The organism is Actinoplanes sp. NPDC051851 (assembly GCF_040681165.1).
Lineage (GTDB): Bacteria > Actinomycetota > Actinomycetes > Mycobacteriales > Micromonosporaceae > Actinoplanes.
This window is the reverse complement of the sequence record NZ_JBFAYF010000010.1, coordinates 173,878-188,729: the sequence shown is the minus strand read 5'-3', so window position 1 is coordinate 188,729 and position 14,852 is coordinate 173,878. Positions and strand designations below refer to the sequence as shown.

The following is a 14,852-nucleotide window of genomic DNA, read 5'->3' as shown; positions in this document are numbered from 1 at the left end:
ATATGTATCGCTGTGCATCCTCGGGCGCCTGGCAGAATGCGCTCGTGGCGGACGGCCGTGGCGCCACCGAGATCCCCGCGTCGGTGGACGCGCGGCTCAAGCTGTCCGCCACCGGCGGCCTCCGCGCCTCCGCCGACATCAACGTGGTAAACGCGTCCTTCGGCGTCACCAGTGCGGGTTTCGACGTCACCGACGCGGCGACCACGCTCGCCGGATACGCCGGAAACGACCCCACCGCGCTGGCCGCCATCACCGGAATCCAGGCGATGACCCTTTCTCCTTATTCCGTCGTCGCCGAGTGGACTCCGCCCCCTCAGCCGGAGCGTCGCATCGAGTGGGGATACGGTCGGCCGGTGAACGTCTACGACATCGCCGGCCGGTTGCCCTCGGTTCCGGTGCTGCGCGACCGGTGCCGGGCCCTGGCCGTCCTGGAGTTGATCCAGGGCACCGGGTACGAGTACTACAGCTACACCGCCTGGGGTGACGACGAAGCGGCGCTGATGAGCAACGGCAGCGGCGACGAGTACACCATCGTCTTCGGCGAGGCGGGCGTGTTCATCCGGCTGTTCGATCACGAGTCCGCGATGTCGCCCTATGCCGCCGGTGACGACATGGAGCTCTGGCCGGGGCTGCTCGACGGGTTGCCGCCGGAGTTCGCCGAACACGTCACCGAGCCGGCGTTCTGCCACGACGACGACCTGATCGCGACGGCGGTGCTGTGGCGGCGGACCACCGACGACCACTGGCACGCCGGCGCCGGCATCACGTTCCCGCCGTCCCGCGGCCCCTACGACATCAGCCCGGACGGCACCGACCGGCTCGGCATCCTGTGCGACGACATCGTCGACGGGTACGTCGACTTCGCCACCGACTACTACGAGACCGACATCGACCGGAACGCGGTGGCGCATGTCGCGGCGCTGCGACCGCTCACCGACGACGTGGTCCGGGCGCTGAACCCGGAGTCCGGCCTCGCCGCGGTCCGTACGGAGGTGGCCGCGACCGGCTACCCGATCGCATCGGCGGTCAGCTGACGCCGGACAGCAGGCGGTTGCCCAGGTCGGAGCGGTGGTAGAGGACCGAGCGGCCGTGGCGGGCGCTGACCAGAAGGCCGGCGGCACGCAGGGCGCGCAGGTGCTGGTTCACGGCGGTGGTGGTGACGCCCAGGCGCGTGGCGAGTTCGGTGGAGGACGTGGGGGTGTCCAGGCGGGCGAGCAGGCCGGCCCGGTGGGCGCCGAGCAGCGCGGCCAGGGCGCCCGGGGCGGGCAGGGGCTCCGGCTCCCACAGGGTGCCGGAGCCCCGGGCCAGGTAGATGATCAGCGGGGGCTCGCCGGCGTGCAGGGGCGCCGCGACCGCGGGGGTCCACATGGTCGGGACCAGGGTGAGGCCGTCCAGGGTCGGGCGGGTGTAGTGGACGTCGGAGTGCAGGCGTACCTCGACGGTGTCGCCGGTCATGGTGATCCGGTCGGAGAGGCCGGCGAACATCGTGGCCAGGCCGTGCTGGGCGATCTCGCGGCCGCGGTGCATGACGTCGCCCTCCAGCAGGGCGCGCATCCGGGGCCAGCCGGCGGCGAAGCACCGGTCCCAGTAACCGGCCAGGGCGGCGACCACCCGGGGGAGCGCGCCGGGCGAACGCAGCGGCGGTGGGATGCGTTCGCCGTCGCCGTAGAGCAGGCGCAGGTCCCGGTGCACCACCTCGGGCGGGGTCGCCGCGATCATGGCGAGCTCGTCCTCGATGCGGGTCAGAGGGGAGCGGGGCTGCGGGGTCAGGAAGTCGGGGGTCCACCGGCGCTCGTCGATGAGGGCCAGGAGCGTCTCGGTGTCGAGATCGTCGCGGGCGTCACGCATGCGGCGGATCCACGGCAGTTGGAGCGGGAAACGGCCGGGGTCGCGCCAGCTCCGCAGCGACAGGACCAGCTCGTTGAGGGGCGAGACCGCGAAACGGACGCTCGCCAGGTCGGGGCCGACGAGCCGGTAGCGCACGGGCATGAAGCAGAACGCTACATCAATCGTGCCGGCCGGCCGGGGCGGGTGAACTGTGCCGGTGCCAGTGCAACGAGTTCTGACCTGGGCCACCGTGGCCACCTCGACGGCCAAGGGGGTGATGTTCAGCGTCAGCGCGCTGTTCTTCACCACGGTGGCCGGTATCAGCCCGCCGACCGTGGGGGTGGGGCTCACCGTCGCCGGCGCCGGGGGAGTGGTGGCGTCGTTCGCGGCCGGGCGGCTCTGTGACCGGTTCGGGCCGCGGCGCGTGCTGATGGCCACGGCGACGGCGCAGGGCGGGGCGCTCGTGGCGTACTGCCTGACCCGCGGCGCGGGCATGTTCGTGCTGGTCGCCTGCGTGGCGGTCGGCGCCGAGAGCATGCAGCGGACCGCGCGCGTCGCGTTGCTGGCCCGCGCGTTCACCGGTCCCGACCGGGTCGGCGTACGGGCCCGGCTGCGGGTCGCGGACAACGTGTCCATCGCGGCCGGCTCCGGGTTCGCGGCGGTGGCCCTGGCCGTGGGCACCCGGTCCGCCTATCTGACGGCGGTGCTGGCGGCCGCCGTGCTCATGCTGGCCGCTCTGGTGCCGTTGCGGGCGCTGCCCGCTCTCCTCGGGGGTGGCGGTGACCGGTCGGCAGGGGGCGCCCGGTCACCGCTGGAGGATCGCCGGTACCTGGCCTCGACCGCGCTGCACGCCGTGATCAGCATGCAGTTCGTGCTGCTCACGGTCGGGATGCCACTGTGGGTGACCGGCCACACCGCCGCGCCGGACGTGACCGTCGCGCTGCTGCTGTTGCTCAACACCGCCCTGGTCTCGGTCCTTCAGGTCCGGGCGACCGGCTTGGTCGCCGATGTGCCATCGGCAGGAAGAGCGGTTTTCTCCGGTACGGTCCTCCTGCTGGCGGCCTGCCTCTGCTACGCAGTCGCGGGATATCCCCGCGGTGCCGGGTTCGCCGTCGCGCTGCTGGTGGCGGCGGTCGTGGCGCACAGCCTCGGCGAGATCGTCTCCGAGACCGGCGGCTGGGAGCTGGCCTTCGAGTGGGCAGATCCGGTCAACTCCGGCGGCTACCAAGGCGTCAGCCAGGCCGGTATCGCGATCGGCCGGGCGGTGGCGCCGGTCGTCGTCACCTCGACGGCGATCGGCCTCGGGCTTCCGGGGTGGCTCCTGCTCGGCGGCGTGTTCGTGGCCGCCGGCGCGGGGACCCGGGCACTGACCACGTTAACCGGGCGGGAACCCTGCGGCGTCGAGGCTGGGGGACATGCGTACATCAATAGGAGTCGCCGTTCTGGCCGTGCTCGCGCTGTCGGCGGTCGGGGCGAAGGCCGTCGCGGCCGATGATCTGGAGCTGCCGGCGCCGACCGGGCAGCATGCCGTCGGTGTCACCGATCTGTGGATGAAGGACACCACCCGGGCGGACACCTGGGTGCCGGGGCAGCCGTACCGGGAGCTGATGGTGCGGCTCTGGTATCCCACCGATGACCGGCACGGGGCGCCGGTGGAGTACATGACGGCGCAGGACTCGGCGGCGCTGCTCGCGGGACGGCACATCGAGGTCGACGATCCGGCGATCCTCAGCCGGGTGCGCAGCAGCGCGATCGAGGGCGCGGCGCCGGTCGGGAAGCGGCACAGCCTGCCGCTGGTGGTGCTCTCGCCGGGCTATCTGATGCCGCGGATGACGCTCACCGCGCTCGGCGAGGATCTGGCGAGTCACGGGTACGTGGTCGCGGCGATCGATCACACCGGGGAGTCGTACTCGACCACGTTCCCGGGCGGGCACGTGGTCGGGTGCACGACGTGTGAACTGGACAACGAGCTGGGGCGGGCGTTCTACGGGCGGCTGTACCAGGGTCGGGCGCGGGACGTGTCGTTCGTGCTGGACCGGCTCACCGGCCCGCATCCCGCCTGGCGGGGCGCCGCGCTGATCGACGCCTCGCGGATCGGGGTGTCGGGGCATTCGGCCGGTGGCGCCACGTCGTTCGCGGCGATGGTGCACGATCCGCGGATCGACGCCGGGATCGACCTGGACGGCACCACGGACACCGGCGGCGATCCGCTGGTGCCGTTGGAGACCGGGCTCGACCGGCCGTTCCTGGTGTTCAGCCTGGCCGAGCACGGTCCGGCGACGGCACCGGATCTGGCGGCGGACTACGCGAACCTGACCGGCTGGAAGCGGTGGATGCTGCTGACCGGCGGCGATCACCAGTCCTTCGTCGACGTGGGGCTGCTGGTCGAGTGGCTCGGCCTCTCCTCCGGCGCGACCCTCGACCCGCGGCGCGGTATCGAGCTCTCCCGCAGGATGAACGAGGCGATGTTCGACCGCTGGCTGTACGGCCGTCCGCAGCCGGTCCTCGACGACCCGGCCCGCTGCTATCCGGAGGTCACCCGGGTGTGACCATCGCTTCGAGGAGGTCGGCGGCGTGGGTGGCGCCGCCGGTCGAGCGGGTCTGCTCGCTCAGCGCGGCGCACCGCTGAGCGACCGCCGGGTCGGTGGTGAGCGAGAGCAGGGTGTCGCGCAGGGCGGCGGTGGTGACCGTGGCGGGGTCGACGACCCGGGCGACGCCGAGTGCGGACAGCTGGGCGGCGTTGGCGAACTGGTCGGCGGCCTGGGGGACCGCGATCATCGGGACGCCGCAGTAGAGGCCCTCGCTGCTGCCGCCCATCCCGGCGTGTGTCACGAACGCGTCGGCGCGCTCCAGGACGGCGAGTTGTGGGATCCAGGGGTGGACCTCGACGTTCGCGGGGACCGGGCCGAGGTCGCAGGGGGAGACGTGCTTGCCGATCTGCAGGACGATGTGCCAGCCGGGCAGGCCGGCGAAGGCGGTCAGGCAGCGGCGGTAGAACTCCGCCTGCCGGGTGAACGCGGAGCCCAGCGAGACGAGCAGCACCCGGTCGGCCCCGGCGGGCCGGGTCCAGGAACCCTGGTGGGCGCGGTCGCCGAGGGCCGGGCCGACGAAGGTGTAGACGGCCGGGTCCACCCGGTCGGCGTGCGGCTGCAGGGCTCGGGGGATCAGGGCCAGGCTGCGGGTGGGGCGGCCCTGGAAGGCGATGCTGTCGGTGACCGGGGAGCCGTTCTCGGCGAGCCACTTCTCGAAGCGGGCGTAGTAGTCGGCGCCGCGCGGGTCGGCCCGCAGCGCCGCGACCATCGGGGCGGTCTCCTGCTCGTAGCCGTCCCAGGCGACGAAGGTCGACGACAGCTGGACCGCCGGGATGCCCCACTGTTCGCCGAGCAGCCGGGCGGGCGCGCCGGCGATGTCGTACAGGAAGAGGTCTGGACGGTCGTCGGTGTAGAGCGCCCGCAGCTGGGGCAGCATCGCGATCGCGTCGTCGAGGAAGAGCGTGAGCTGCTCGATCGGGTCGTCGGTCCAGACGTCGTCGGTGGTGGGGAGCTTCGATGCGTACGGTCTCAGCTCGGCGCCGGTGCCCTCGACGACCCCGGCGAACGAGGCGGCGTTGGCATAGGTGACCCGGTGGCCGCGGGCGGCCAGGGTGCGGATGATCTCCAGGCTCGGGTTGACGTGCCCGTGGGCCGGGATGCTGACCATGGCGATGTGGGCCATGCCTACCTCCAAGTGAGACGAGACGTTGCGTCTCGCCAAGGCTGACACGGTGGCCGCTCACCGTCAAGACGAGACGTTGCGTCTCGCGATAATGGATCGGTAGGGTTCCGGGAGTGACGCCGCAACCCGCCCGCCGCAACGAGCGCTCCCGCCGCGCGATCCTCACCGCCGCGCTGGAGCTGCTGACCGAGACCGGTTATGCCGACCTGACGATCGAGGCGATCGCGGGCCGGGCCGGGGTCGGCAAGCAGACGATCTACCGCTGGTGGCGCGGCAAGGGCGCGGTCATCCTGGACGCGCTCACCGAGGATCTGCCCGGCGTGGTCGCCCTGCCCGACACCGGAGACCTGCGGGCCGACCTGCGCGCGGTGCTCCGGGCGACGGTGGCCGAGTTCGCCGACCCGGCGCTCTCCGCGACCACCCGGGCGCTGACCATCGAGACCCTGGCCGACGACGACCTCGCCGACCAGGTCCGCGACCGGCTGCTGCGCCCCCAGCTCGACGCGGTCCGCACCCGCCTGGAGTCCGGGCGCGCGGCGGGCCAGGTCCGCGCCGACGCACCCCTGGACCAGGTGGTGGAGCTGCTGTTCGGCCCGGTCTACCACCGCTGGCTGCTGCGCAACGGTCCGCTCACCGAGGTCTACGCCGACGGGCTGGTCGACCTGGTCCTCGCCGCGATCGCACCGCGCGGACGGGACTGAGCTTACGGCGTACCCGAGAAAGCGGGGTGGTTCTGTGCTGTTGAAAGGTGACGGGCGGTGCGCAGCGCCAATGCGGTGATGCCGAGCGACACGAGTGCGAAAGCGACGATGTAGGGCGCCGGCAGCAGGGTCGCGATCGGGCCGCCGGCGACCGGTCCGATGGCCAGGGCGACCTGCTTGACCAGGCTGAACGCGGCGTTGTAGGGGCCGGCCATGCCCTCGGGGGCGATGTCCGGGACCAGCGGGGCGAGGGTGGGGGAGAGCATCGCCTCGCCGAGGCCGAACAGGACGTAGGCCGCGACGAAGGCGACGGTGGCGGTGCCGCTGCCGGGGACCAGGCCCGCGTAACCGGCGATGGACCAGGCGACCACCCAGAGCAGGCCGACCGCGGCGATGACCGTGGTGCGGCGGTGCTGCTCGGCGAGGCGCAGGACCGCGAACTGGGCGATCGCGATCATGGCGGTGTTCGCGGCCAGCGCGGTGCCGAGGGTGGACGGTGAGATGTGCGCGACCTGGAGACCGAAAGCGGCCAGGCCCGCGTCGAACTGGCCGTAGAAGGCGAAGAACACCACGAAGCCCAGCACGCAGAGGAGGACCATGGTCCGGTTGTGCAGCAGTTCCCGCCAGGAGACGCGGCCGCCGCCGGGAGTGAGCCGGACGGCGGCGGGTGTCCGCACCGTGGCCATCACGGCGGCCGAGGCCAGGTACGCCGCCGCGCAGATCGCGAAGACCCGGGTGAAGGTGGCCGGGCGGGCGAGGTCGACCAGGTGGCCGGCGGCCAGGCCGCCGAGACCGACGCCGAGGTTGAGGAAGAAGAACTGCAGGGCGAAGGCGCGCGAACGGGTCTGCGGTGTCGAGCAGTCGGCGATCATCGTGGCGATCGAGGGCTGGACGACGGCCTGCCCGGCGCCGGCGAGCGCGCCCGCGATCAGCGTGGTGGTGACCGTGGTGGCGACGCCGAGGCAGGCCGAGCCGAGGGCCGCGGCGACCAGCCCGGCGAGCAGGACCGGGCGCGGGCCGCGGCGGGCGATCGTCGTGCCGACCAGCGGCAGCACGACCAGCGCGGCGGCGGCGAACGCGGTCACCGTCAGGCCCGCGGTCAGCGAGCCGAGGGCGCGGACCTGGGCGACGTAGACGTAGAGCAGCGGCGCGGTGAGGCCGGGGCCGAACCAGGCCAGGGCGTTTCCGGTCTGGATGCGGCGCATCACGGCGGTCATCGGTACCTCTCATGACTTTAGTTCTGAAGACTTCAACACTAAAGTCTACGGAGGGAAAGTATTCAAGCCCAAAAGCGGGCATGAGAGGATGACCTCATGGGGGACGCCGCCGAGACCTACACCGAGCCGACCCTCGACGAGCAGGTCGCGAGCTACCAGCGCGAGTTCCGGGACCTCGACCCGCAGGTCGAGAAGATCGTCTCCGGGCTGTTCCGGCTGCACCGGCGGATGAACGCGGCCTACGGGCGGCAGTTCGCGGAGGTCGGGATCAGCGCTCCGGAGTGGGAGGTGCTGCGGGCGCTGATGCTCTCCGGGGCGCCCTACGCGCTCGGCCCGACCGAGCTGGCCAAGCGGTTCGGCCTGACCCCGGCCGCGATGACCCACCGCATCGACCGGATGCTCGCCGCGCACCTGGTCACCCGCGAGCGCGACGAGTCCAACCGGGTTCGCGTGATCATCCGGATCACCGACGAGGGCCGCGAGAGGTGGCTGGAGACCATGCGCCGCGCGTCGGTCTTCGAGGAGGACCTGGTTCAGGACCTCGACGCGGGGGAGCGGGCCGCGCTCGGCGAGATGCTCACCCGCCTGCTGCGCAGGGTGGATTAACCCCTTTCTGGGGTACGGCCGTCAGCCGCACACGCGCTCCTGATCGACGTCGAGGCCGCCCGACAGCGTGTCGTAGAGATCGCGGGGCACCGCGCCGTGGCCACCGAGCGTCGCGCAGAGCGCCGCGGCCCAGGCGCCGGGATCCAGGGTGAAGTGGGTGACGTGACCGGCGTCCGCGAGCAGCAGGGTCCGGCCGTCCGGGGAGAGGGCCACCTCGGTGCCCTCCTCCCACTCACGCTCCAGCGAGGACAGCCACGAGCCGCCGTTCCCGTCGAGCACCCGGATGCTCTGGACGGCGTTCTCCGGCGTGGCGTAGACGGCGATGCGGCTCGCGTCCCGGGAGAGCATCGCGCCCGTGACGCCGGATCCGCTGAACGCCTGCTCCTCGCCGGTCTCGACGTTCCACATCCGGGCGCTGTCGCTCAGCACGTGCCGACCGTCGCCGGAGAGCCGGTACTCGGCCGCCGGGTCGTCGCGGGCGGTCTGCCAGGGCAGCGGCCGCCACTGAGCGCCGGTGAGCCGCCAGGCCCGGATCCCCGTGTCGGTGCCGGCGAGCAGGGTCCGGCCGTCGTCGGCGAGCTGCAACCCGGTCGCCGGGCCGCCGGTGTCGAGGGTCTGCCCGGCGTCGCCACCGGTCAGCGACCGGACCACCGTCCGGTCGTCGGCGGCGCGGTAGGCGACCGTGTCGGCGGCGACGGCGGCGACGTCCGTCGTGCCGGCGTCGGCCAGGTGGGTGAGCGGTGTGCTGTGCCCGGCCGCGTCGACCGAGCGCACCTCGCCGTCGCGGCCGACGATCCGGAACGTGTCGCCGGGCGCCGGGCCGGTCGCGATCAGCACCGTGGTGACGTCGAGCGGCCGGACCCCGGTCTCCGGGCCGGCGACGAAGGCGTCCTCGTCGAGCAGGAAGAGGGCCGTACCGGAGTCGTGCAGCACGGGTGCCGGCTGCTCCCGGTCCTCGTCGGCCACCTCGAAGTCGGGTGACCGGTACCGTCGTTCCACCCGGGTGGCCAGCTCGGCGTCGATGACCTCCAGGTAGTCGTCCTCCTCGACGGCGATGTCGCCCGCGTCGTTGATCCAGACCTGGTCCGGCGTGCCGCTCATCGAGCCCCCCACCACCGGGAGCACGTGGCCGGGGTCGTCCAGGTCGACGCGGTCGTAGTCCCCGCCGCTGACGTAGAGCACCATCATGGTCCCGTCCGGGCTGAGCGCGAACACGTCCGGCGCCAAGAACGACTCCGGCATGGCGATGCGCGGGTCCAGCGGCGCCCGGCGCAGGGTCGCCGTCGCATAGCGCTCCATCCGCCAACCGTGGCGCAGGTCGGCGACGCCGTAGAGCCAGGCGCCGTCCGGCGAGAGCACCGGGGTGTCCCCGAGGGCCGCCGGAACCGTCGTGCGGCGGTACGTGCCACCGGCGTCCCGGCGCAGCAGGACGCCCCCGTCCTCGCCGATCTCGGTGACCAGCACGGTCGCGCCGTCGTCGCCGACGGCCACCTCCGGATCCTCGTATCCGACGCCGATCCGCTGCGGGCTCGGATCCCCGGGCACGCCGATCAGGGCCTCGCCGTCCCGGACCGCGACCACGGTGCCGTCCTCCGCCACCGCCCCGACGCTGAAGACCTCCTCGTCGCCGGTCCGCGGGACCTGATGGCGCCAGACCGGATCGGCGCCGCGCCACAGGGTGATCTCCCCGGTGCCGCGCGCGGTCGCGGCGTACTGCTGGCTCCGGGAGAGCACCACACCCTGGTCGGCGGTGCCCGGCGGGCAGTACCGGTGCTCGGCCGGGCGGGCGCCGAAGTCGACGGCGACACCCGGGACCAGTGGCGCGAGGTAGGTGCAGTTGTCGTCCAGCGAGGTGTAGAGCACGCCGTCCAGTTGGGCGGCGGGCACCGTGTGGTAGAAGGTGGCGCCGAGTTCGAGGGAGGGGACCAGCGTCCGGCCGGTGTCGTGCATCGCCGTACCCAGCAGCCGGAGGCGGGTCACGTCCGAGGGGTACTGCCGGTACGCCTGCAGCATCAGCCGGATGGCGGTCTCCGGTGACGTCGCCTGCTCCTCCTGCGCGCGGGTGAAGAGCCGCTCGGCCAGGCTGGAGCGGCGGCTCTCGTCGACCTTCGCGCCACTGGACCAGAGCAGGACCAGCAGCACCGCGAGCGCGGCCGCGACCAGCGTGCCCGCGCCCGGCAGGACCGTGCGGCGCAGCGTCCGCCGGTGGCGGCTCTCCGCGATGAACCGGCGCTCGTCGGCGTCGAAGAGCAGCGGCTGCGCGGCGAGCCACCGCTGGGCCGTCGCCAGGGTCTCGCCGTCGGTCAGCGGTTCGCCGTCCGCGCGCCAGCGCTCCACCAGGGCGTCGAAGCGGGTGGTCCGCCAGACCAGCGCGGGGCGGGCCCCGTTGACCAGCCGGGAGAGGTGCGACCAGTCGTGGATCAGCGAGTCGTGCACCAGGGCGGCGTACGGCTCCCGGTCCGGTCCGGACTCCAGGACCAGGCGGGCGGAGCGCAGTTCGGCGTAGGCCGCGTGGTCCTCGTCGTCCCCGGCCAGCTCGCGCAGCGGGACGGCGGCGCGGGTGTCCGGTTCGGCGTCGGTCAGGCCCACCCGGACCAGGCGCAGCAGCAGCCGGTCGGTCCGCGGGCGCAGCTCGGGCGGGACACGGGCGTAGCTCACGTCGGCCCAGCGGGTCAGGGCGCCGCTGAACCTGTCGATCGCGGCGTACCCGGAGATGGTGATCTCGTGGCTGGTCGCCGCGGCCTCGCCGAGGCGGTGCAGGACGATGGCGAGCATCGGCAGGGCGGTGGCGATGACACCGGCCGGTTCGCCGCGGCGGCGGTCACGGGCGGCCTCGGTCAGATCGTGCAGCAGGGCGTCGGTCAGGCCCGGCTCCAGGCGCAGGCCGGCGGCCCGGGCCGGCTCCTCGATCATGCCGCGGATGCCGTCGGGGTCCAGGTAGACGCCGGGGAAGACGATCTCGTCGTGGGCGAGCGCGTGCAGGCCGGGGAAGCGGGCCTCCAGGATGGCGAGGAAGTCGGTGCGGATGACCAGGACGGTGCGTACCCGCGGGGCGCCGGCGATCAGGGTCTCCAGCGCGGTGACGGTCTCCACGGCGTGGTCGCCGAGGGTGAAGCGCTCGAACTGGTCCAGGACGAGCAGGGTGGTGCCGTCGTGCTCCGCGGCCTCGCCGAGCAGCCGGGGGAAGGTCTCGTCGTAGACGTCGGTGACCGCGACGTGCCAGGCCGCGGCCGGGCCGTCCGCCCGCAGCCGGTCGATCAGCCCGGCCCGGACCAGGGAGGACTTGCCGCTGCCGCTGAGGCCGGTGACCACGGTGAGCCGGCGGCCGGGCCGCTGGACCAGCGCGGCGAGGCGGCGTACCTCGGTGTCCCGCCCGACGAAGAGGTCGCCCCGGTCGGCGCGGAGCGCCCGCAGGCCCGGGTAGGGGTTCGTGCTCGGCAGGGCCGCGGGGAACCGGGACCGGACCGTGGCGGCGGGGCAGGCGTAGACCATGCCGCCGATCGCGATGCGCGGGGTCCGGGGGCTCTCCGGGTTCCAGCGGACCAGCCCGAGGAAGCGGTGCGGCGGGCCCTCGGCGGGCAGCACCGGGGCGCCGCTGAACCCGTGCAGGCTCAGCGCCGTACCGGCGGCCGACTGCTCGCAGCGCAGTTGCAGCGCCGGGCGTCCGTGCTCGACGGTGACGCCGGAGACCGTCCCGTCGATCCAGGCGCCGTCGATCGCGTCCGCGTGCAGATCCTCGCTCCAGCCCCGGGACCGCCACCGCTGACCGTCGCGGTGCTCGGCCGGGACCAGCGGGATCAGCCCCTCGGGCAGCGACTCGACCACCAGGACCGCCACGTCGAGCCGCTCGTCGGTGTCGAGCACCCGGGCGGGGCGGGGCGTGGACGCGCCCGGGAACCGGATCAGCACCGTCGCGTCCCCGGCGACCATGTGCGCGGCGGTCAGCAGGTGCGTCCCGGAGACGGCGAACGCGGTGCCGAGCGAGGCGGCGCCGTCGGGGGAGCGCACCTCACCGATCGCCGGCGTACTCTCGCCGGCCGGCACGGGTCAGTCCCGCGACCAGGTGAGGGCGACCTCGAAACCGGCACCGGCGGAGGCGCGGGAGACGATCACGCCGGCCTCCGCCTCCAGGTCGATAGAGAAGGTCAGCGAGACCTCGTTGAGCCGTAACGTGCCCAGCTCCGGGTCCGTGTCGTCGTCGATGCGCCGGCGCAGCCCCCGGGCCACCTCCATGATGGAGTCGCCGAGCTCCTCGACCCGGTCGAGCAGGCTCTCGGTGAGGGCGCCGGCGCGCAGGTCACCCGGCCGCCCGGACTTCGGTACGACCTCGACCCGAATCTCCCCCATGGCAAGGCATCGTACTGTGTCGATTCAAGTGTCGACGGCACGATCGAGGAGCGGACCGCTCAGCCGGCCGAACCCACGCCGACGAGCTGCTGGAGCTCGTTCGAGAGCGAGGAGAGGTGGGCCGCCGTCTGCCGGGTCTGCACGGCGGTGCTCTGGGTTCCCCGGGTGACCGCGGCGGTGTCCGCGGCCGCGGCGTTCACCTGCTCCACCGCGACGGCCTGCTGCTGGGTCGACAGCTCGATCTCGCGGGTCGCGTCGTTGGTGGTCGCCACCAGCCCGGCGATCCGGCGGAACGACTCGGTGACCTCGTCGAACCGCTGGGCGCCGGCGTCCACGGTCTTGGCGCCGCTCTCGGTGGCCAGCACCGTCGTGCGTACGGCGGCCTGAACGTCGTCGATCAGCGCCCGGATCTCCTTGGCCGACCCGGCGGTCCGGTCGGCCAGTTTGCGGATCTCCTCGGCCACCACCGAGAACCGGCGGCCCCACTCGCCGGCGCCGCTGGCCTCGATGGTCGCGTTGATCGCCAGGATGTTGGTCTGCTCGGCCAGCTCGCCGACCAGGTCGGTGACCCCGCTGATCTGCTGGGACTTCTCGCCGAGGGCGACCATGTGCCGTACGGTCTGATCGGCCTGTTCCCGGATGTCGGTGATCGACTGCCGGGTCAGCCCGATCGTGGTGTCCCCGCTGCGGGCGGCGTCCGCGGTCTCCTCGGCGGCCGCGGCCACCATCCGGGCGTTGTCGGCGATCTGCCGTGAGGTGATCAGCATCTCGCTGATCGTCGTGTTGATCTCCAACATCGCGGTGGTCTGGTTCTGGCCCCCGGTCGCCTGCTGGGCGGCGGACGCCTCCAACTCCGCCGACGAGCTCTGGATGTGCCCGATCGCGGAGCCCACCTGTCGCCGCAACCGCCGCCGCAGCCGCCAGGCGATGATCACGGCGGCGACGATGGTGAGCCCGGTCATCGTGCAGATCGCCGCGATCGCCGCGGCGGCATCCCGCGACGAGGATCGCCGGGCGGCCTCGGCATCGGCCTGGACCCGGGCGATCAGGGCGGTGATGTCCGACTGAAGGGTGATCCGGGCCGGTTTGACGAGCGGATTGCTGAGCTGTGTGACGGTCCTGAGGTCATGGATCGACCGGCGGCGCTGCACGGTCGGTTCGAGCGCGGCCGCGTACGCGGCCTCCGACCGGAGCACCGCGTCGAGCAGCGCGCGCTTGCGGGCATCGGTGAACAGCGTGCGCAGGTCCGCCGCCTTCGCCAGGAAGAGCCGCCGATCCTGGGTGAAGGCGGCGAGCCACTCGTCCTCGCCATTGAGCAGATAGGCGCGCAGATCGCCGATCCGCTGCTCGGCGATGGTGCTGAGCTGCTGGCTGTCGAACAGTTGCCGGTTGGTCGCCGCGATCACGTCGTCCTTGCTGCGGGTGACCGCGGCCAGTGCGACGACGGACATCGCCCCCATCAGGATGGTCAGGCTGACGGTCAGCACGAAACCGCCCACGAGCCGGCTGCTGAACGTGCTCCGGCCGCTCATCCCCGCTGCTCCAGCACCACACCCTCCCGGTCGGCAGGAGTGCGCGATCCCTGAGCGCCGTTCCGCTCCGGGAACACCCCGCGCGACCAGCCGGATTCCGCGGCACGGGCCGGTGAGATCGTCGCGGTCGTGGTGGGACGCTATCCGCGTACGCGCACCGACAGGCAGGTCACGCAGCCCTCGAGCTTCTCGTACTCGCTGATGTCGACGCGGACCACCCGCAACCCGCGGGCCTCGAAGAGCGCCGCACTGGCCGGTGCCGCGGAGCTCATCAGCACCGTCGCCGGGTCGAGGACCACCACGTGCGCGCCGGGCTCCTCGGGCACCGCCAGGTAGGAGCCGAAGACCGCGGGGTCGTCGACCAGCGGGTCGTAGCCGATGACGGTCCCGTCGGGCAGGGCGGTGACCGCGCTCTTGAGGTGCAGCGCCGTGGTGAGCGGCACCGCGACGACGGTCCAGCCGCGCGGCGCCAGGATCGTGCGCAACTGACCGATCGCGGACGCGCTGGTGTTGCCGGTGAGCCCGACGTACACGGTCGTGCCGACCTTGAGCACGTCACCGCCGTCCAGCGTGCCCTCGGTGATCGCGACCGGGTCGAAGCCGAGCTCCCGCAGTTTCCGCGCGGTGCCGTCGACCTCCGGGGCGCGGGCCGCCCGCGCCGGGTTGGTGAGCACCGCCAGCTCGCCGAAGATCACCACGGTGTCCTCCACGAACACCGAGTCGGGCAGCGCGTCGTCACCGTCGACGGCCACCGTCGGCCAGCCGTTCGCCTCCAGCGCCGCGACGTACGCCGCCCACTGCTCGCGGGCCAGCCCGACATCGACCGGCTGCCGCTCGATGAACGTCACGATCCCGTCGGCGAGGCTGGTCGCGGGCGGCCGTACCAGCGCGAATCTCGTGCTCACCGA

At 73.0% G+C, this 14,852-nt stretch carries 12 protein-coding genes; 5 read left to right on the top strand and 7 right to left on the bottom strand.

Annotated features, from left to right (window positions below; genetic code table 11):
* The first annotated feature begins 44 nt into the window (after positions 1-44).
* Positions 45-1,034, top strand: a complete 990-nt coding sequence (locus tag AB0M08_RS13460; protein ID WP_364492378.1) for a hypothetical protein — start codon at positions 45-47, stop codon at positions 1,032-1,034.
* Here the strand turns inward: AB0M08_RS13460 and AB0M08_RS13455 are convergent.
* Positions 1,027-1,989 carry a helix-turn-helix domain-containing protein gene (locus tag AB0M08_RS13455; RefSeq protein ID WP_364492377.1) on the bottom strand — a complete coding sequence of 321 codons (963 nt, stop codon included), beginning with the start codon at positions 1,987-1,989 and terminating at the stop codon, positions 1,027-1,029. The genes AB0M08_RS13460 and AB0M08_RS13455 overlap by 8 nt on opposite strands.
* Before the next feature lie 55 nt (positions 1,990-2,044).
* On the opposite strand from AB0M08_RS13455, the gene AB0M08_RS13450 reads away from it, so the two are divergent.
* Both AB0M08_RS13450 and AB0M08_RS13445 read left to right on the top strand, forming a co-directional pair.
* Complete coding sequence (locus tag AB0M08_RS13450) at positions 2,045-3,322, top strand: MFS transporter (protein WP_364492376.1); 1,278 nt, start codon at positions 2,045-2,047, stop codon at positions 3,320-3,322.
* Positions 3,243-4,376: a hypothetical protein gene (locus AB0M08_RS13445; protein WP_364492375.1), complete on the top strand. Its 1,134-nt coding sequence runs from the start codon at positions 3,243-3,245 to the stop codon at positions 4,374-4,376. Before AB0M08_RS13450 ends, AB0M08_RS13445 begins: the two co-directional genes overlap by 80 nt.
* Here AB0M08_RS13445 and AB0M08_RS13440 read toward each other — a convergent pair.
* Positions 4,363-5,541 (bottom strand): macrolide family glycosyltransferase, encoded by a 1,179-nt coding sequence (locus AB0M08_RS13440; protein WP_364492374.1) that lies wholly within the window; start codon positions 5,539-5,541, stop codon positions 4,363-4,365. The genes AB0M08_RS13445 and AB0M08_RS13440 overlap by 14 nt on opposite strands.
* 113 nt (positions 5,542-5,654) lie before the next feature.
* On the opposite strand from AB0M08_RS13440, the gene AB0M08_RS13435 reads away from it, so the two are divergent.
* Positions 5,655-6,242 (top strand): TetR/AcrR family transcriptional regulator, encoded by a 588-nt coding sequence (locus AB0M08_RS13435; RefSeq protein WP_364492373.1) that lies wholly within the window; start codon positions 5,655-5,657, stop codon positions 6,240-6,242.
* Positions 6,243-6,244: 2 nt separating this feature from the next.
* On the opposite strand, the gene AB0M08_RS13430 is transcribed toward AB0M08_RS13435, so the two are convergent.
* Positions 6,245-7,459 carry an MFS transporter gene (locus AB0M08_RS13430; RefSeq protein ID WP_364492372.1) on the bottom strand — a complete coding sequence of 405 codons (1,215 nt, stop codon included), beginning with the start codon at positions 7,457-7,459 and terminating at the stop codon, positions 6,245-6,247.
* 96 nt (positions 7,460-7,555) lie between these two features.
* Here AB0M08_RS13430 and AB0M08_RS13425 point away from each other — a divergent pair, with 96 nt between their 5' ends.
* Positions 7,556-8,065, top strand: a complete 510-nt coding sequence (locus AB0M08_RS13425; RefSeq protein WP_364492371.1) for a MarR family transcriptional regulator — start codon at positions 7,556-7,558, stop codon at positions 8,063-8,065.
* A 21-nt stretch (positions 8,066-8,086) separates the two neighbouring features.
* On the opposite strand, the gene AB0M08_RS13420 is transcribed toward AB0M08_RS13425, so the two are convergent.
* The 4 genes from AB0M08_RS13420 to ddaH form a co-directional block, all read right to left on the bottom strand.
* Positions 8,087-12,109: a serine protease gene (locus AB0M08_RS13420; RefSeq protein ID WP_364492370.1), complete on the bottom strand. Its 4,023-nt coding sequence runs from the start codon at positions 12,107-12,109 to the stop codon at positions 8,087-8,089.
* 3 nt (positions 12,110-12,112) lie between these two features.
* Entirely contained in the window at positions 12,113-12,412 is a 300-nt protein-coding gene (locus tag AB0M08_RS13415) for a CU044_2847 family protein (protein WP_364492369.1), read from the bottom strand.
* 59 nt (positions 12,413-12,471) lie between these two features.
* The gene (locus AB0M08_RS13410; protein WP_364492368.1) at positions 12,472-13,944 is read right to left on the bottom strand and encodes a methyl-accepting chemotaxis protein; all 1,473 of its coding nucleotides are present in this window, start codon (positions 13,942-13,944) and stop codon (positions 12,472-12,474) included.
* Between the two features lie 140 nt (positions 13,945-14,084).
* A complete protein-coding gene (ddaH, locus tag AB0M08_RS13405; RefSeq protein WP_364492367.1) occupies positions 14,085-14,849 on the bottom strand; it encodes a dimethylargininase in 765 nt (254 codons plus the stop codon).
* Between the last annotated feature and the right edge of the window lie 3 nt (positions 14,850-14,852).

What these genes read in the sequence shown, in the direction of transcription:
- AB0M08_RS13455 (WP_364492377.1), bottom strand. Translation starts at nt 1,989, where the DNA reads ATGCCCGTGCGCTACCGGCTCGTCGGCCCCGACCTGGCGAGCGTCCGT.
- AB0M08_RS13445 (WP_364492375.1), top strand. Translation starts at nt 3,243, where the DNA reads ATGCGTACATCAATAGGAGTCGCCGTTCTGGCCGTGCTCGCGCTGTCG.
- AB0M08_RS13440 (WP_364492374.1), bottom strand. Translation starts at nt 5,541, where the DNA reads ATGGCCCACATCGCCATGGTCAGCATCCCGGCCCACGGGCACGTCAAC.
- AB0M08_RS13430 (WP_364492372.1), bottom strand. Translation starts at nt 7,459, where the DNA reads ATGACCGCCGTGATGCGCCGCATCCAGACCGGAAACGCCCTGGCCTGG.
- AB0M08_RS13425 (WP_364492371.1), top strand. Translation starts at nt 7,556, where the DNA reads ATGGGGGACGCCGCCGAGACCTACACCGAGCCGACCCTCGACGAGCAG.
- AB0M08_RS13415 (WP_364492369.1), bottom strand. Translation starts at nt 12,412, where the DNA reads ATGGGGGAGATTCGGGTCGAGGTCGTACCGAAGTCCGGGCGGCCGGGT.
- AB0M08_RS13410 (WP_364492368.1), bottom strand. Translation starts at nt 13,944, where the DNA reads ATGAGCGGCCGGAGCACGTTCAGCAGCCGGCTCGTGGGCGGTTTCGTG.